The organism is Parafilimonas sp. (assembly GCF_051953455.1).
GTDB lineage: Bacteria > Bacteroidota > Bacteroidia > Chitinophagales > Chitinophagaceae > Parafilimonas.
This window is the reverse complement of record NZ_JBQCIT010000055.1, coordinates 104,708-122,697: the sequence shown is the minus strand read 5'-3', so window position 1 is coordinate 122,697 and position 17,990 is coordinate 104,708. Positions and strand designations below refer to the sequence as shown.

The 17,990-nt window shown below is 39.5% G+C and carries 15 protein-coding genes; 7 read left to right on the top strand and 8 right to left on the bottom strand.

Features of this window, described 5'->3' with window-relative positions; all coding sequences use genetic code 11:
- Positions 1 to 175 precede the first annotated feature (175 nt).
- Complete coding sequence (locus tag ACTHN6_RS19820; protein ID WP_440437517.1) at positions 176 to 1,261, top strand: ABC transporter substrate-binding protein; 1,086 nt, start codon at positions 176 to 178, stop codon at positions 1,259 to 1,261.
- A 65-nt stretch (positions 1,262 to 1,326) separates the two neighbouring features.
- On the opposite strand, the gene ACTHN6_RS19815 is transcribed toward ACTHN6_RS19820, so the two are convergent.
- Positions 1,327 to 1,773: a hypothetical protein gene (locus ACTHN6_RS19815; protein WP_440437516.1), complete on the bottom strand. Its 447-nt coding sequence runs from the start codon at positions 1,771 to 1,773 to the stop codon at positions 1,327 to 1,329.
- Between the two features lie 177 nt (positions 1,774 to 1,950).
- Between ACTHN6_RS19815 and ACTHN6_RS19810 the strand changes: the two genes are divergently transcribed.
- Positions 1,951 to 2,163: a hypothetical protein gene (locus tag ACTHN6_RS19810; protein ID WP_440437515.1), complete on the top strand. Its 213-nt coding sequence runs from the start codon at positions 1,951 to 1,953 to the stop codon at positions 2,161 to 2,163.
- A 17-nt stretch (positions 2,164 to 2,180) separates the two neighbouring features.
- On the opposite strand, the gene ACTHN6_RS19805 is transcribed toward ACTHN6_RS19810, so the two are convergent.
- Positions 2,181 to 3,287 carry an ABC transporter permease gene (locus ACTHN6_RS19805; RefSeq protein ID WP_440437514.1) on the bottom strand — a complete coding sequence of 369 codons (1,107 nt, stop codon included), beginning with the start codon at positions 3,285 to 3,287 and terminating at the stop codon, positions 2,181 to 2,183.
- Positions 3,288 to 3,518: 231 nt separating this feature from the next.
- On the opposite strand from ACTHN6_RS19805, the gene ACTHN6_RS19800 reads away from it, so the two are divergent.
- The 3 genes from ACTHN6_RS19800 to ACTHN6_RS19790 all read left to right on the top strand — a co-directional run bounded on the left by ACTHN6_RS19800 (position 3,519) and on the right by ACTHN6_RS19790 (position 8,901).
- A complete protein-coding gene (locus ACTHN6_RS19800) occupies positions 3,519 to 4,391 on the top strand; it encodes an energy transducer TonB family protein (protein ID WP_440437513.1) in 873 nt (290 codons plus the stop codon).
- Positions 4,392 to 4,703: 312 nt separating this feature from the next.
- Positions 4,704 to 6,848, top strand: a complete 2,145-nt coding sequence (locus ACTHN6_RS19795) for a heavy metal translocating P-type ATPase (protein WP_440437512.1) — start codon at positions 4,704 to 4,706, stop codon at positions 6,846 to 6,848.
- A gap of 142 nt (positions 6,849 to 6,990) precedes the next feature.
- Entirely contained in the window at positions 6,991 to 8,901 is a 1,911-nt protein-coding gene (locus ACTHN6_RS19790) for a RecQ family ATP-dependent DNA helicase (RefSeq protein WP_440437511.1), read from the top strand.
- A 53-nt stretch (positions 8,902 to 8,954) separates the two neighbouring features.
- Here the strand turns inward: ACTHN6_RS19790 and ACTHN6_RS19785 are convergent, their stop codons facing one another.
- Positions 8,955 to 11,144: a hypothetical protein gene (locus ACTHN6_RS19785; protein ID WP_440437510.1), complete on the bottom strand. Its 2,190-nt coding sequence runs from the start codon at positions 11,142 to 11,144 to the stop codon at positions 8,955 to 8,957.
- 155 nt (positions 11,145 to 11,299) lie between these two features.
- Between ACTHN6_RS19785 and ACTHN6_RS19780 the strand changes: the two genes are divergently transcribed.
- Both ACTHN6_RS19780 and ACTHN6_RS19775 read left to right on the top strand, forming a co-directional pair.
- Complete coding sequence (locus ACTHN6_RS19780; protein ID WP_440437509.1) at positions 11,300 to 12,004, top strand: response regulator transcription factor; 705 nt, start codon at positions 11,300 to 11,302, stop codon at positions 12,002 to 12,004.
- A 60-nt stretch (positions 12,005 to 12,064) separates the two neighbouring features.
- Positions 12,065 to 13,108 (top strand): sensor histidine kinase, encoded by a 1,044-nt coding sequence (locus ACTHN6_RS19775; RefSeq protein ID WP_440437508.1) that lies wholly within the window; start codon positions 12,065 to 12,067, stop codon positions 13,106 to 13,108.
- Between the two features lie 105 nt (positions 13,109 to 13,213).
- On the opposite strand, the gene ACTHN6_RS19770 is transcribed toward ACTHN6_RS19775, so the two are convergent.
- The 5 genes from ACTHN6_RS19770 to ACTHN6_RS19750 all read right to left on the bottom strand — a co-directional run bounded on the left by ACTHN6_RS19770 (position 13,214) and on the right by ACTHN6_RS19750 (position 17,972).
- Positions 13,214 to 13,993 carry a LytR/AlgR family response regulator transcription factor gene (locus ACTHN6_RS19770; RefSeq protein ID WP_440437507.1) on the bottom strand — a complete coding sequence of 260 codons (780 nt, stop codon included), beginning with the start codon at positions 13,991 to 13,993 and terminating at the stop codon, positions 13,214 to 13,216.
- Between the two features lie 16 nt (positions 13,994 to 14,009).
- Positions 14,010 to 15,101, bottom strand: a complete 1,092-nt coding sequence (locus ACTHN6_RS19765) for a sensor histidine kinase (RefSeq protein WP_440437506.1) — start codon at positions 15,099 to 15,101, stop codon at positions 14,010 to 14,012.
- Complete coding sequence (locus tag ACTHN6_RS19760) at positions 15,098 to 16,159, bottom strand: sensor histidine kinase (protein WP_440437505.1); 1,062 nt, start codon at positions 16,157 to 16,159, stop codon at positions 15,098 to 15,100. Before ACTHN6_RS19760 ends, ACTHN6_RS19765 begins: the two co-directional genes overlap by 4 nt.
- A 273-nt stretch (positions 16,160 to 16,432) precedes the next feature.
- Entirely contained in the window at positions 16,433 to 17,254 is an 822-nt protein-coding gene (gene pyrF, locus ACTHN6_RS19755; protein WP_440437504.1) for an orotidine-5'-phosphate decarboxylase, read from the bottom strand.
- 85 nt (positions 17,255 to 17,339) lie between these two features.
- Positions 17,340 to 17,972: an FMN-binding negative transcriptional regulator gene (locus ACTHN6_RS19750; protein WP_440437503.1), complete on the bottom strand. Its 633-nt coding sequence runs from the start codon at positions 17,970 to 17,972 to the stop codon at positions 17,340 to 17,342.
- Positions 17,973 to 17,990 lie beyond the last annotated feature (18 nt).

Genomic DNA, 17,990 nt, shown 5'->3' with positions numbered 1-17,990 from the left:
CTGTGGCCTATTTACGCTTTTATGTTATCTTTATTCACAGGAAAATTGGTTAAGTTGCCGGCTCTTCCTTTAAAGATTTTGTGAACGGGCAGGCGTCTTAATTGTATGCTTACAAAAAGACAAAATAAAAAATCAATTAATTTTATTTAACCGTGCAGGTAATTTTTAATTTAATATGAAATCAAAAGCAACACGGCTTATTGCCATAGCATGTTTTACAGTTATCAGCCTTGCGGTTCTCCGCTTCAAACCGTGGGAACGCAGCAATAACAACAGTAGCGATAATAATATGGCAACTGCTGACAATGTGATTCATGAAGGCGGCAATAAAAAAGCAACGCGGGAACTTACCGTAGGTTTTCTGCCGGTAACCTGCCATCTTACCTGTCCGGTTACAGATTTTGCTTCAAAAAATACCACAACCAATACCAATTTTAATTCGAGGCTGTTCACCGATTTTCCTACGGTGGTAAGCGCCATGGAGGCCAAGCAGATACAGGCAACTTTTATGATTGTGCCGCTGGCAATGAAGCTGCGTGAACAGGGGGTGCCCGTTCAGATATGCTATCTCGGCCACCGTGATGGCTCTGAAATTGTGGTAGCCAAAAACGGCCCTATCAGGAGCCTGAAGGATTTGAAAGGAAAGAAACTGGCGCTGCCCAGCTTTTTCAGTAACCAGAATTTTGTTATTCATAAGCTGATGGAAGATTATGGAATGAAAAAAGACGATATTACTTTTATCATTCTTCCGCCGCCTGATATGCCAACCTCTTTGGCAGCCGGCGCCATTGATGCCTACTTTGTGGGCGAACCTTTTTGCGCCAAGGCAGAGCTTGACGGCACCGGCCGCATTCTTTATTATTCAAGGGATATATGGCCCAATTTTATTTCCTGCGCGCTGGTGGTGCATGAAGACCTCATAAAAAGTAATCCTGATGTGGTAAAAGACCTGGTAAGCGGTATAGCCGCATCTGGCCTTTGGGCTGAAAACAACCGTGCTTCAGCGGCAAAGCTTGTAGCGCCTTATTTTCATCAAAACGAAAAGGTGCTGAATTATGTGCTTACCTCCTCTCCTGAACGTGTAAAATATATAAGTTTAAACCCTACCGACGAAGACCTGCAAAGCATTGAAGACATGGGCATAAAGCTTGGATTCCTGAAAAAGCAGATACCAATCAACGAACTTGTAAACCGCAGTTTTATTCCAAAGGAGATAAAACCTGCTGCTATTAACATTGCGGATAATATCGACTCAAAATAATTACGCCGAATGTAATCGGCATATATTATTAATAACAAGTTTAAACACCTGCCAATTTAAAGCAGCTACATTGTCTCCGGTTCATTTTTATGCAGCGGCTTCCAGTAAATATAATAATAGGCAAGAATGAGCACGCCGGTAAAAAATGGTATTAAGGCAAGATGCTTATAGGTTATTTCGCCTACAACAATTTTTGAATCAAATTCAAAAAACTCGCTGATCATCCAGTAACTGTTGGCGGCAATCCAAACGCTGATGGCAATGTTATGGCATAATTCAGACATATACTGCCGCGTTCTCCAGGCAATTACCAGCGATATAATAAAGGTGGGCACTATCATGATAATCCCGAGCGGTTTCCATATAAGGCACCAGCTTATGTCTTTAAACAGCCAGAAAACGATGTGCAGGTTTTCCATTTGCCGGTAACGCAGCGGTATAACATAGTTTTGGGTTTCGGTTGGTTCAATAACAACAGATGACGCAGCGCCTGTAGTGTCTTCATTTCTCATAATTTCCTGTTAGAAAGTTTCAGATTTTATTAAATCGAATTTTTATATAAAAAAATTATAACCATCAGCCCGTTACCATCACTTGAAAATATTTTTTCAACCGGCACAAAGATTAAACCTTGGCAACCTTTCTTTTAATCCGCCCGTTTCTATTATGAATAATTAAAATTTACTACTATGAAAAAAACATCTACAATTTGCCTGCTGTCTATTTTTTTCCTGGCTGCAACCAGTTGTTCCAAAGACGTAAAAACTCCAGCCAAGATTTCCCGCACTAATACAACAACTACTACAACTACCACGAATACTTCTTCACAATCTGGTGACCAAAATGGTTCAGGGCACTCCTGCGGCAACGGCCATTCAGACTATAACAGCGGCGGCTATTAAATCAATACCGGCACCATTTATTCCCAACGGAACACTTTAATGGCAGCCGCATAAATTAAAATACCCCACAATAAAAGAACCCCTATATCGGGCCAGCAACTAATAAAGCTTGCCCCTTCAAAAGATATATTGCGCATGGCATTATTAAAATGCGTAAGCGGCAGAATATTGCAAAAAACCTGCAGCCATTTTGGGAAAACACTTATCGGGAAAAATGTGCCCGCCAGCAAAAACTGCGGCAAGGTAAACATATTGGCAAACGGCGGAATAGCGCTTTCATTTTTGGCCACACTGCTTACAATAAACCCAAAACCCATAAAAACAACAAGTGAGATAAAGCTTAGCAGCATGATCTCCATAAAAGTTATAAACCCTTTTACCAGTGTGAATTTAAAAGCAAAAACGCCCAATCCTATAATAATAATGGCGGTCATCATTTGAAAAATTACCCGGCTAAGCGTTTCCCCCAAAACAATAAAGGTGCGGCGTATAGGTGTTGCAAAGAAGCGTTTTAAAATAAGCTGCTGTCTTAAATTAAAAAAGGAAAAAGCTACACCAAATACACCGGCGCTTAAAAGGGAAAAACCTAACTGGCCCGGCAAAATAAAATCTATGCGGCGGTATTCACGGCCGGGAATTTTTTCAATTGTGTTACTTACGGCGGCTATTGTTTCGGCCTGCGGGTATTTTTCTGCATTGATATTACTGATGATATTTTTAAGTATCGACTGCAGCACCTGGATATTCTGCGGGTTTACCGCTTCAGAGCTTTTCAACTCAATTATATATTCAGGGTTTTCAGAAGTATTTTTAACGATGTTGACAATGGCGGTAATGTTTCCCTTTTCAAGGTCTTCTTTTAACAACAGGCTATCTTCCTGCACAATATGAATACTACCAATGTTTTTTATAGACGTATAAATAATATTCGATGTATCTGCATTTTTATTTAAAGCCACATCCAGTGAAATGCCATTGTTTCCACCAATAAACCCAAACACCAGTATAAACACCAATGGAAATACTATGCTGAAAATTACCGTGGAAGGGCTCCTGAGCATCGACCGGAAACTCGCTTTTGAAATAGCAAGCATGGCTTTAAACTGGCTATATCTTATGTGCATATAAAAATATTGGCCGCAAAACTATCTCATCATTTATAAAGACCTCACAATTTTTTATTTATAAATGCAGGTAGAATAGTAGATAGAGAATTTTACACTGCAAAATTAACAGGCAGCATAAAATTCATCGGGCATTTATGCGTTATCAAAGCAATTAATGGCCTGCGTAATCCACATACTGTTAGCATCTTTATAACAAGGGCTTAAGCTTACTGTAAATAAATTTGTTACATGCATACAACTATTGCAGAATTAAATTTTGAAAGAAATAAAAATATCAGGGCGTTAGCTTATACGGCTGGTATAATTGTCATTTTATTTTTGCTGTTTGTTTTATGGCGCTGGTCGGTGCCGGTTATGCAAAAGCCGGTTGCTGATACAGGGGTGGAAGTAAACCTCGGCAACAGTGATCAAGGCCTTGGTGATGTGCCGCCCCAGATTCCCGGCCCACCGGCAGAAGAACAGCAAACCAATTATAACCCGCCGCCATCGCAGCAGGCCGAAGCGGAAACACAGGCTGAAGTAGCTGACAACGATGAAAAAGATGCACCCGTAATTCATACTTCCCCCAAACCCGAAAAGAAAAAGGAAGTTGCAAAGGTTAACAACCCTGTTAAAAAGGCCGCAACAAAACCGGTCACAAACCCAACACCGGCGCCACCCAAACCAAAGGCTGTATATGCAGGTGGCAGCAGCAAAAACAGTGGCGGCAATAATGCGGACAGTTATACCAAAAGCAGTAACCAGGGTATTGCCGGCGGCAAAGGCGACCAGGGTAAAGCTAACGGCAATGTAAACAGCGACAGCTACACCGGCAATGGCGGAACCGGCAGCGCTGGTATAAGCATAAGCAGGGGCCTGCAGGGCAGGCGGCTGGCTGGCGGGGCACGTTTCCAGGACCAGTATAAATACGGCGGTAAAGTTTCTGTGGATGTTACTGTGGATGAAAACGGCACTGTTACCAACGCAAAAGTTAAACCCGGCAGCCCCTTTGCCGATTTAAACAGCATTGCCGTAAAACGTGCATACCAGCTTAAATTCAATAAAGGAACTGCTGTACAAACTGGCACGATTACGATAGTTTTTCAAAATCCAAAGGGCTAAACAAGCCTTTCTGCAGGATGCGCAACACCTAAGCGCTAAATTCAATTGTAGATACCGGTGAAAATGTTGAATGGATTTTTAAAGATTTGTCAGCAAGGCTGCATCGTGAATAATTCATGCAGCTTCTTGTAATACAATCTCTTTCCATTACCCTGCATTCGTTTGCCAACGGTTTACTTTATACAACTTGTAAAATGCAAGTGCCGGCCCTTTATCCAACTTCAAAATGCAACATGGTTGATTTTATATTTTTTATGATGAAAAGCAAGCTTGGTAATTTTGCAATGTATAAGTGCTTATATAAATTTTTGTATGGAAACAGTGAACATGAAAATAAAGGGGATGAGCTGCACCAATTGCGCCCTGTCCATTAATAAATACCTCGAAAAGGAAGGCTTGCAAAATATAAAGGTGAATTTTATAGGCGGAGACGTGAGCTTTGATAAAGATGCCAGCATCCCGAAAGAAAAAATAAAAAGGGGCATAGAACGCCTGGGTTACGAAGTGGTGCCTGAAGAGCATCACCATATGCATGAAGAACATGATCACATGCATATGCATGAAGACAAGTCCAAAAAATTGCTTGGCAATAATTTCCGGCGTTTTATTTTCTGCCTCGTATTTGCAGCGCCTCTATTCCTGCACATGCTTGGCGTGCATATATCTTTTTTAATGAATGAATATGTGCAATTAGGATTGACGTTGCCGGTTTTCATTGTGGGCATGTTATATTTTGGTAAAAGCGGCATAAGGAGCTTGCTGGGCGGCGTACCGAACATGGATGTATTGGTTTCCATTGGTTCCATTGCATCATTCGCTTATAGCTTATATGGCACGATAACAGGGCAGCCTGGACAGTTTATGTTTTATGAAACCACGGCCACTATTATCACACTTGTTTTTATGGGCAACTGGCTGGAAGATAAATCTGTTCAAACAACACAGTCAGCTCTTAAAAAGCTCGCCATTACCCAAAAAACAATGGCTAATAAAATTGTGCGGGATGAAAGCGGGCAGGAACAGACCATTCATATAGAAAACACGCAGCTTAAAGTGGGCGATACTGTATTAATAAAAACAGGAGAACCTGTGCCAATGGATGCTCTTATTACCTGGGGCGAAGCGAGTGTAAACGAAGCTTTGCTTACTGGTGAAAGTGTACCTGTGGAGAAGAACCTTCATGATAAATTAATTGGCGGAAGCTCTGTTGAAAGCGGAACGCTCAAAGCAAAGATTACAGCCGTTGGCAAAGACACTGTATTGAGTAACATTTTAAGAATGGTGCGGGATGCGCAAACAGAAAAGCCACCTGTGCAACAGCTTGCTGATAAAATAAGCGCTGTATTCGTGCCCGTGGTTTTAAGCATTGCCGTTATTACATTTTTAGCCAATTATTTTTTAGGCAATCACGCAGCAAGTGCAAGTTTATTAAGAAGCATCGCCGTATTGGTTATTGCCTGCCCTTGCGCAATGGGTTTGGCCACGCCCGCAGCCATTGCTGTGGGCCTGGGCAGGGCAGCACGCAACGGTGTATTGTTTAAAAATGCAAGAAGCCTGGAAGTGTTTAACAATATTCGACAGGTAATATTTGATAAAACCGGCACGCTCACAACCGGTAAATTCACCATTACCAGGTATAAATTTTTCATTGATGAGGAACAGGGCAAACGCATAGCCTATTCGCTGGAAAAATTCTCCAATCATCCTATTGCAAAAAGCATAAGTGCATTATGGAAAACACCTAATGAGATAAAGTGGAGCAATATTGATGAAGTGAAAGGTTTAGGTATGAAGGCAGCCGGGCTTAATGGCAGCACCTATATTGCAGGTTCTTATAATACAGCAAAGCATTTAACAAACGACGCTTCGCATAATGTTTATATCATTCGCAATAATGAACTCATAGGATGGATTGATGTAGCTGATGAAATAAGACAGGAAGCGAAAGATGTAATTGCAATGCTGCATTCAAAAAATATAAAAACAATTTTATTAAGCGGTGACGGGAAAGATAAAACCGAAGCCGTGGGAGCTCAATTAGGCATTGATGAAGTGATTGCAGAGCAAACGCCGGAACAAAAATCAGAATGCGTTGCAAAACTGAATGCCATTGCACCCACTGCAATGGTGGGCGATGGCATTAATGATGCACCGGCATTGGCAAAGGCATCTGTGGGTATATCATTAAGCGATGCCTCACACATTGCCGTGCAAAGCGCACAGGTGGTTTTAATGAATAACGGGTTGAAAAATTTACCGTTATCATTAGGTTTAGGGAAACATACTTACATTACCATCAAGCAAAATTTATTCTGGGCATTTTTATATAATGTTGTTGCTATTCCGGTGGCTGCGTTTGGTTTTTTAACGCCAACATTCGGGGCGTTGGTAATGGGCTTAAGCGATGTGGTGCTGGCCATAAACTCCGTAAGGCTGAACTGGAAGAAAGTTGTGTGATTTGAGTAATTTTAAAAAAATAATCTGCATGGCCAATATTCTTTCAGGGTTTGTTTGCGATAGACGTATTCTTGATTTAAGTTACTACAACCCTGTCGTCTTTACAATAATTGGCCTTGATGATGAAGCTTATTAAATGCACATGCCTTCTCCCCTTTCTATCCTTCAGCAATACTGGCACTATGAATCTTTTCGCCCGCAGCAGGAAGCCATCATTCAAGCTGTTTTAAACAAAAAAGATACAATTGCTTTATTGCCAACCGGCGGCGGCAAATCAGTATGCTATCAAATTCCCGCATTGATGAATGAAGGTCTATGCCTCGTAATAAGCCCGCTGATAGCCTTAATGAAAGACCAGGCAGCTAATCTTGAAAAGAAAAATATCCCCGCATTTGCCTTGCACAGCGGTTTAACTTTTTCAGAAGTAAAACAAGCCTTGCAGCATGCTGTCCATGGCGATTATAAATTCCTGTATGTTTCACCCGAGCGTTTGCAAAGCAGGTTCTTTAAAGAATTTTTGCCGGCATTAAACATCAATTTAATTGCTGTTGATGAAGCACATTGCATATCGCAATGGGGCTATGATTTCCGGCCATCTTATTTACGGGTTGCAGCATTAAGGGAAATTATAGACGCGCCTTTACTTGCCTTAACAGCATCGGCTACGCCTGCAGTTTTGGAAGACATAAAAGATAAACTGAAATTAAAAGATGCATTAATCTACAGGCAGTCATTTCACCGTAACAATCTTTCTTATTCTGTATTTAAGGTTGACAGCAAAATAAACAAAGCCATGGAGGTTTTAAACAATGTAAAAGGCAGCGGCATTGTGTATTGCAAGAGCCGCAAACTCACAAAGAAAATTACGGAACTGCTACGCCTCCAAAATATTAATGCAGATTTTTATCACGCCGGTTTATCGTATGAAATGCGCAGTGAAAAGCAACAGGCCTGGATAGATAACAACATTCGTGTAATGGTTTGCACTAATGCTTTTGGGATGGGTATTGATAAGCCTGATGTGCGGACTGTTATTCATTACAATATGCCTGATTGTTTGGAAAGCTATTACCAGGAAGCAGGCCGTGCAGGGCGTGATGGCAAAAAATCGTATGCCGTTTTATTGTATAGCCCGGAAGACGAAAAAGAGCTGAAACATTTGCCGGAACTGCATTTCCCGCCTATAAAAGAAATTAAAAGAATTTATCAATGCCTTGTTGATTACCTGCAAATACCCGTTGGCATTGGCGAAGGCAATTATTATAATTTCAATTTAAATGAATTCATTAAGAATTTTCAGCTTGATGCATTCGCTGCCACGAGCACGTTGAAAATGCTGGAACAGGAAGGTTACATAAACTTTAATGAAACAGTTTTTATTGCTTCAACCATTGAATTTATTGCACCAAAAGAATTATTGTTTGATTTTGAAAATATGCATCCGCAACTAGAGCCCGTAATCAAATGTTTGCTGAGAACGTATGAAGGCATTTATGATAATAAAGTTTCCATCAGTGAAAAATTAGTTGCAAGGCTTACCAAAACTTCGGTTGAAGATGTAAAGCAGCAATTACAACAGCTTCAGTCTTTTCATATAATTGATTATACGCCGCAAAAAGATACACCGCAAATATATTTTATTACAAACAGAGCGCCGGCGCAATATCTTGTTATAGACTATGAAAGATATAAACAGCGCAAAACCGATTTTACAAAACGCGTTGAAACAATGCTGCTGTTTATGAGGGAAACGCAAGTATGCAGGAGCAAATTTATTGGCAGTTATTTTGGCGATGTTGAAATAAACGATTGCGGAATTTGCGATAATTGCTTGAAACGAAAATCCGGCGAAATAAACGAACAGGAATTTATTTTAATTAAAGAAAAGATATTAAGCACCATTAATAACGGCGGCACTTCTATTCAAAATATCCTGGACAATCACCGGCATATAAAAAAAGAAAAGCTGTGGTTTGTGCTTAATTACCTGCAAAGTGAGCGGATTATTACAATTGGCGCTGATGGAAATGCATCAATGCCTCGTCCTGGTTAAATTTTTCAACCACAAAAACACTGAAGCATTAAGCGACTTAACGAACAAGCTTTTTAATCTTCTTCATTCATCACTTCTTTCTGGTAAGCCATAATAAATACGGCGCCAAGGTTTCTGTAAGGTGGTATATAATCATTAAATAAATCCCCGTGATTAAATAAAACGCCGAAACGTTTCCATATCACCGGCCAGTTAAGGTCTTTGCCTTGTCTTAATTCATCAATAATAGTATTGATCATTGGCTGGTTTATATTGCCTGCACCCGTTTGCTTTGAGGAAATAATTTGGGCTGTCGGGCAAATCTGCAATACCTTACTCAGGTTTTGATAAGCACCGCAACTGCCAAGCATAACCAGCCTCGCAGAATCATTTAACTGATCTAATGTGGAAGGCAGCCAATAACTGTGCCCGCGATGAATAACCATCGTGGGGTTTAAATCATTATCATACAAATACTGGTTTAATGCTCCCTGCGCCTGTGCATCAAGCCCCTGCTTCTCATCCAAAGGTTTGTTTGTATAAATCGTTACAGGAACGCCTTTGGTGGAAGATATGGTTACCCACTGGTTATTGGATTGCATTTTCCAGTTGACATTTCTGAAGCTGTTTATAAACATCGGGAAGAATGTTCTTCCGTCTTCATCGCCGTAAAAAAACTGCTGTATTATAATCCGTCCCTTTGCATCCCGCATATCTTTATTCGGCATAAAATATATGGGCGGAATGCCTAACCTTTCAGAAAGGTCAATATGATTGGATGAATCGATAGAGAGGAACAGTGTATTTAAAATATCATAAATATTTTCTGCTTTTTTATTGCCCGTTTGATTTGCCTGCAGCAGGTTATTTTTTACCTGGTTCATAACAAGGCTCTGTATGGCTTTATCATTAATACTGGCATAAGAATCGGCCACATCTACCGCGTCTTCAAGCGTTGCAGATTTTTCAAGCCCATTCACAAAAGCCTTCATTAAAATTTGGGCATTGCCCTTATCCATCCGTTTTAAAAAATCATCAAGCGTGTTATAATTGGCAGCCATCTTAACCCACTTCCTGAAATAGTCAAACTTCACGCTCAACAAAAGGCTGTCGCCGCCTTTGGCCGTCTTCATTTTTTTCCAGATAAACGGATAAACACCATGCGTATAACTGCTCGTATAAATCACATCTTCCGTCATTACGGCGAGATAATACAATTCCTCCGGTGAAAGATTTGCAATTTTGCGAAAACGAATGTTATCAGGCGATTCATGCAAACCATTAATAACATTTACATACACTTCCGAAGCTTTATCAGCAAGTTTGCGTCTTAATGCAATAATGGAAAGCGGCGTATCGCGGCGGCGCACCCGGTCAGCATAATCAATTTCAGTTTTTACAAGCAGCGAATAATATTTTTCATCATCCTTTAAAGCAGTTTCAACTTCATCAAAACTTATTTTATTCTTAGAAAGGTTATCAAGAAAAGGAAAAAACATTCGGCCTGTGGGCATTTTGGAAATACGCACAATAAGCTGAACAAGGCTATCAGGGCTGTTACGAATGCGTTCTGCAAATTTATTATAGGCAGCAGCATATGTATATAAGTCATCGGGCCGGGTGTGGGCGGCTACTACTATTAAACTGTCGGTATATGGAAAATCGGGGTTCTTGCTGAGTATCGTCATCATGCGATCCGGATGTTCATGACAAACCTTCAGCGTTAAAAAATCTTTCGATGCCTGCAATCCCTCATTGTTATTAAAAGCATAAGCGTTCACTAATATATCGCCGGCATCGTAACTGTGCCTTTTTATTTCCGGGAAGATGGATTGCTTCTTCTGATCCAGCACCATGCAGTTTTTATAACCAGATACTACTTCCAGCAAAACAGGCGATTTAACCGTTTGATATTTGAACCCAATGTAAAAACGCTGCAATGCTTCATTCAGCCCGCGCAGGTAACGTATTTTATCATTGTTATCCGCAATCTTACTGGATTCTATTGCGTCTTGTATGGAATCAACCCGTTCAGTCAATGCCTTGTCAAGCCGGTTATTCAGGTCTTCATTATCTGCGGGTTTAAAAAATTCATCATTTTTGCCATCCAGTTTTCTTATCAGCTTTTGCGTGCTGTCAATCTTCTCATGAAAATAAACCCGTACCAGCGGAATATCTGGCCTGGCAGCAGATTGTGCAACCGCAAAACCCGACAATCCAAAAACGAAAATTAAAAGCAGGTAAGCTTTTTTCAGTTTAATCATACTCATTTTCATATCCCTTAAACAGCCGTAATATTTATTAAAGTGAATTATGCAAATTTATGGCTAATATTATGCCATACCCTTAACAATAAGATAATAATGTAAATGCGCCAGATTGTGAAAGTGCAGGTTATTTTTGTGTAAACTTTGTGTTAATGGACCCGAAAGACAGAATTATTTTAATAGCCGATGACGAGCCGGATATTCTTGAAATAATCTCTTATAATCTCACAAAAGAAGGCTACACTGTTTATGCGGCAAAGGACGGAAATGATGCATTGGAAAAAGCAAAGCTGGTAAATCCTGATTTGTTTATACTGGATATTATGATGCCTTATAAAAATGGAATTGAAGTTTGCAGGGCATTGCGTTCACAACCGAAGTTTAAAGACTCTCCTATAATTTTGTTAACGGCATTAAGCGACGAAGGCTCACATATTAAAGGGCTTGATTCAGGCGCTGATGATTTTATAACCAAACCCGTAAGCCCTAAAATTTTATTGAGCAGGGTAAGCGCTTTATTCAGGAGAACACAAACAGAAGAAAACAATATTATAACCGCAGGCAACATTACCATTGATGCCACAAAATATACGGTTGCTGTAAACGGCGTTTCTGTAATACTCGCTAAAAAAGAATTTGAATTACTGCACCTGCTTGCAACCAAACCGGGAAGGGTTTTCCTGCGCAATGAAATACTGGAACAGGTGTGGGGTAACGACGTAATTGTGGGCGACAGAACCATTGATGTGCACATAAGAAAAATACGGCAGAAGCTTGGCGTGAACTGTATCAGCACAATTAAAGGCGTGGGTTATAAATTTGAATACGAGCCGGAACCCAGCCTGAGCAAAATATAATATCCCCGCCTGAGGCCTGCTACCCAATGTGTACCTTTGAAAAAGAAAAGGTGATAATGCATGTTTAATACCAAAAATATTTCGCCGGATAATCTTTCTTTTTTCACGGCTGTATGTTTATCAGTTCCGGTAGGCGTTGCTTTTTACATCATCAGTTTAAAATGGATAGATGCCCTTATTGCACTGGTAATTATATTTATACTTTCGTTCTTTCTTATCCGCTTTGTTTTAAATAAATTTATTTACAGGAAAATAAAAGTTATTTATAAATATATCTATCAAACAAAAGCCAATAAACGGGAAGAGATTTATCAGAAATATATCCTGCCTAAAAAAAGTATTGAAGAAGTAAACAGCGATGTTGAAAAATGGGCGGAACAGCAGGCAGCAGTAATAGATGATCTTAAAAACAATGAACGTTACCGCCGCGAATTTTTACAAAACCTCGCGCACGAAATAAAAACGCCAATATTTGCCATACAGGGTTATGTTGATACCCTGCTTAACGGCGCATTGGAAAACCCTTCTGTAACCAAAAGATTTCTTGAAAACACTTCCCGGAATGTAAGCCGCATGGTTGACCTGATGCATGATCTTGACGAAATAACAAAACTCGAAAGCGGCGAACAGTTATTGCATAAAAAGAAATTTATTATACAGGAAATTATACGCGAAGCGTTTGAAACGCTTTCAAGAAAAGCCGGTGAAAAAAATATTCATTGCAGCATTAAAAAAGGATGTGAGCAACCGGTTGAAGTATTTGCCGATAAAGAAAAAATTGTTCGTGTTTTAATTAACCTTATTGATAATGCAATTAAATACGGAAAGACCGACGGGCATGTAACGGCCGGCATTTATAATACAGATGAACAGCATGTATTGATTGAAATTTCAGACGATGGCATTGGTATAGCCGAACAACATTTATCAAGGATTTTTGAACGCTTTTACAGAACGGATACAGGCCGCAGCCGTAATGCCGGTGGTACCGGGTTAGGGCTTGCTATATGCAAACATATTATTGAAGCGCATGGCCAAAGTATTCATGTGCGCAGTAAAGAAGATGTGGGAACGACCATTGGTTTTACACTCAATAAAGGATAACAACTGATTGGTATTTTATAATTATTGATTGTTGAGCCAATACGTTTATAATATTAACCAGTCTATTGAAAATTGAGTATTCTTAACTGAAACAATATTGATTGATTATTTCCCCATCCATCTTTTAAAATCTGAAACTTTTTCGCGGCTTACAATAGCTTCTTTATCAACAGCAGGTTTTAACTGCAGCAACAAACGGTTACCAAAGTAATCATGTATCTGGCTTATGCTTTTTACAGCAACATAAAAGGCACGGCTTATGCGAAAGAATTGTTGAGGGTCGAGCATATCTTCCAGTTCATCCATTGTATAGTCCACCACAAATTTGCGGTTATCATCTGTTTTAAAAAAGTTCAGCCTGCCGTCGCTGAAAAAGTAAGCAATCTCATCCACATCAATTGAAACAAGCTTTTGGCCATGCTTTACCAAAAACCTTTTCCGATATTCTTTAGGCTGCAGCTTTTGCTGCAATTCTTTTACCAGGGCATCCACGCTTAAAGCTGGCTTTGTATCGTCATCTTTATACAGTTGCTTCATCTGCCTGTATTTTTTTAATGCAGATGCAAGGTCTTCTTTCTGTATGGGTTTCAGCAGGTAATCTATACTGTTTACTTTAAAGGCTTTTAAGGCATATTCATCATAAGAGGTTGTAAATACAACGGCGCTTCTCACTTCTGCCCGGCTGAATATTTCAAAACTTTGGCCATCGCTCAGTTCAATATCCATTAAAATAAGGTCCGGCGCAGGGTTATTTTGCAGCCATTCAACCGTACCGTTTATGCTGTCGGCAATGCCAACAACTTCTGCACCGTCATCTACATCACTTAATGTTTTCTTTAATTTTTTAACGGCAAGTTCTTCATCTTCCACTATCAATATTTTCATGTTATTCATTTTTTAGTTAATCAATATTTGTTTTACTGCTTCTGTTTATAAAACTAAATTTCATATCGCCTGTATTATTCCATATCAACGGCAACACTACCGTAAAATTTTTTCCGTCGTGCAATACTTCATAACCGCTGATATTTAATAGCTCATATTTCGACCTGATATTTGCCAGTCCTATTTTATTGGAAGGCATTTTGATATTCTTGGGCTGAAGGTTGTTATGAATAGCAAGCCGGTTGCCTTCCGTACTGAAAACATTTATAACCAGTGGCTGGCTTTTCGACACGATATTATGCTTCACGGCATTTTCCACCAGCAATTGCAGGCTCAGCGAAGGCAGTAAATAATTATAGTATTTCCGGTCAACCTCTACCTGTAATTCAATAGCATCGCCGTGCCTCGTTTTTAAAAGCTTATAGAACGACTGAATAAAATTAAGTTCATCTTTTAATGTTGATAAGCTGTCTTCATTATTGCGTAATAAATAACGGTAAACCTTGCTCAACTCATTCAAAAAAACTTCGGCCTGCGGCCTGTCTTCATTAATTAAAGATGATAAAGTATTGAAACAATTAAAAAGGAAATGCGGGTTTACCTGGCTTTTCAATGCATCAAACTCCTGCTGAATATTCAACTGCTGCATTTCCTCTTTTTCAATAATGCTTTCTTTATATTTTTTATAAATAAAATCTGATTCCCATAACGTATCCGAAAGCATTACCAGCGCAATTACAATCCATATAGACAGGTTTAGCTGCTGTAAATCTTTCTCAAATCCAAACAGCGAAAAAGCATCATACACATTAAACACAAGTGTATAAACAGCTATGGCTATAATAATGTGTGCGCCTACAATAAATGCAACCCGCTTAACGGTTTGTTTCAAATCGGGCAACGCCAACTGAATTTCATGCATCACAATCACATTCAGCCAAAAAGTAGCCGTTCCTATTAAAAAATTAATACAGAAAACAACTGCGAATGCATCATATCGCATCCATATACTTTCGCCATACATTATGTAAAGCGTAATTATATCAATTACAGGCATGAGTATAAAAAAACTCCTCCATTCCCTTCGTGTTGGTGCATAAATGCTCATGCCATTACCTCCGCTTCACTGTTAATTAGAGGCAATTGTATCATGCGTTCATTCGCCATATCTGCAATAATCAAATCGCCCTGGTTAAGCAGCCTGTATTTACTTACCAGGTTATCCAGCCCAGACTCATAATCAAATGCATTCGTTACCGTTCTAAGCTGGATATTATTTTTAATGATAAGCTGCCTGTTATCATTTGCCTGTATGGTTATTTTTAAAGGTGATGTTTTCTGAATAATATTCCGGCTGAGTGCATTTTCAAATATGGCCTGCAGGCTCAGTGGCGGCAGTAAACACTTCTCGGCTTCTTTAGTTACACGTATGGATACGGCTATACCATCGCCGTATCTTGCTTTCAACAACACGTAATATGATTCAATAAAACCCAATTCTTTTTTAAGCGATACAAGCAGGTCTTCATCGTTGCGCAGCATATAACGATATACTTTCGTCATCTCGTTTAAAAAAACTTCAGCCTCATTGCCCTCTTCATTAATAAGGCTTGATAAAGAGTTAAGGCAGTTAAACAAAAAATGTGGGTTTACCTGGCTTTTCAAGCCTAAGAGCTGGCCCTGCTTTACTGTTTTTTTTAAGGTCTCTGTTTCAAGAATACTGGCCCTCCATTTTTCAAACCTGGCCACTCCTTCGTGCAAAAGCGTGAGAAAAATATTTAAAATGCCCATACATATATAAGCCAGGGTAAAACCGCTTTGGTTAAACCTGTATCCATAAAAATGAATAAGCTCATAACCGGAAAAAAGCGCATAAAGAACCAGGCCTGAAATAATGATAAAAACAATTATCATGATAGCAAGCCTTTTTTTAACCTGTACATCAAGCGGAAGCCTTCGCTTGAGCATTACCGCAATGCTGCCGCATATAATAAAATCTATACAAATTACGCAACTTGAAATAAGCGTTGCAAGAAAGAAGATGCCAATACCACTAAAATACTGCTTACCAAAAATGAGGATGTTTAATACCACCACAAACGGCAGCATTGTCCACGTCATAATTACGTAGTCTTTGCTGGTATAATACGGCAGTGTAATTTTCATTCGCACAAGTTTGATTTTTCAATGGTATCATGGAACCTCGCTATATACATTCTCCGTGTGTGAGGAAATCATCATGCCCGGTTTCATTTATACAAATTACCATCTTTTATATTACTCCGTTGCCGGCAGTAACACAAATTGCCCCGCAGTTGTTATGAATTGATGATTTTGATGTATGAATTGCAGCAGCAGGCAAAAAATTATATAACGCAGCCAGACGCTTCAAAGCGTCAGACCGATAGCAACAATCGAAACTATCAGGCCACAGCGTATTTAAACTGATAAATAAGTTTCCAGGTAATCCGCCATTTGCTGCTGGTATTCTCTGGAAATAGTGGTTGCAGCTTCGGAAAAATCTTCCTGCGCTGAAGCATAAAGGATTGACCGGCCAACATTCACAAGCAACCCGCAGTCTTTATTCATCCCATATTTGCTTACATCTTCCAGGCTACCCCCCTGCGCGCCAACACCAGGTATCAGTAAAAAATTACCAGGAATAATCTTACGTATTTTTTCCAGTTCCTTTGCCTGCGTGGCACCCACTACAAACATTAAATTTTCCTGTGTGCCCCAGGTTGAAATTTTGCTGATCACCTCCTCATAAAAATAATTGCCTGCACTGGTTTTAAGATACTCGAAATCGCCGGCACCTTTATTGGAAGTGAGGCCAAGCACAATGGTGAATTTATCTTTATATTCAAGAAAAGGCCGGATGCTGTCTTCACCCATATAAGGCGCAACGGTTACCGCATCAAACCTGTACGTTTCAAAAAAAGTTCTGGCGTACTGGGCAGAGGTATTGCCAATATCACCGCGCTTTGCATCAGCAATGGTGAAATGTGTTGATGGAATATAGGCCAGCGTTTCTTCCAGTATTTCCCAGCCTTTCAAGCCATATACTTCATAAAAGGCGGTATTTATTTTATAGGCAACGCAATAGTTTTTTGTAGCATTAATAATGGCTTTATTGAATTGCAATACGGCCTCCGGCTGCGCTTGAAGATGCCCGGGGATTTTTGCAACATCAGTATCGAGGCCAACACATAAATAAGATTGTTTTGCTTTGACTTGTTCGATGAGTTGAGTGCGGTTCATTAAAGCAAAATTAATTTTTATTGATGATTGATTGCATTGCTGGTATATGTGTAAATATTACAGGGCATGATTACTGTTGTTGATTTTATTTCCTGAAAACATTGGCTTTATTTTCTTTCATTCTTTCAGCAATTGCTTTTGCATCAGAATCGCCATCGCTTAAACGTCCTATTATATTTTCATAACTTTTTTCATCGCGGTTCTGGCTCAGCTTAAATATATGTTCAACTGATGTTATTTCTATTTCAAAAGACACGATGGCTTTCATCATGGTATGCATATATCCTTCATCTATCTTTCCAACCAGCGCCGGCGAATGCGGATTTGCTTCAAAATTCGCGGTAAGCTTTTCAAGCAGTGTATAAAGAAATTTATCATCCTTCCAATGCAGTATGCCGCCGGCATGTACAGCCTGGTAATTCCAGGTGCTGGCAACATCTTTTTTTTCATACCAGCTCGCACTTACATAACTATGGGCGCCTGAAAATATAGCCAGCACATTGGAATTTTCTTCAAAAGCCAATGTATGTTTCTGTTTACGCATTACATGCGCCTGCAAAAATATTTTACCATCTCTTTCTTCTATTAATACGGGAATGTGTGTGGCAGCGGGCTGGTTATTTTTATTGCAACCGCACAAAATAATAAAAGGATGTGCGTGCATAAAATCAGTTATATCTTTATGGTTTGCCGCCTTGAAATATGGAACATTGTACATAAGCGTTTAAAGATAAAC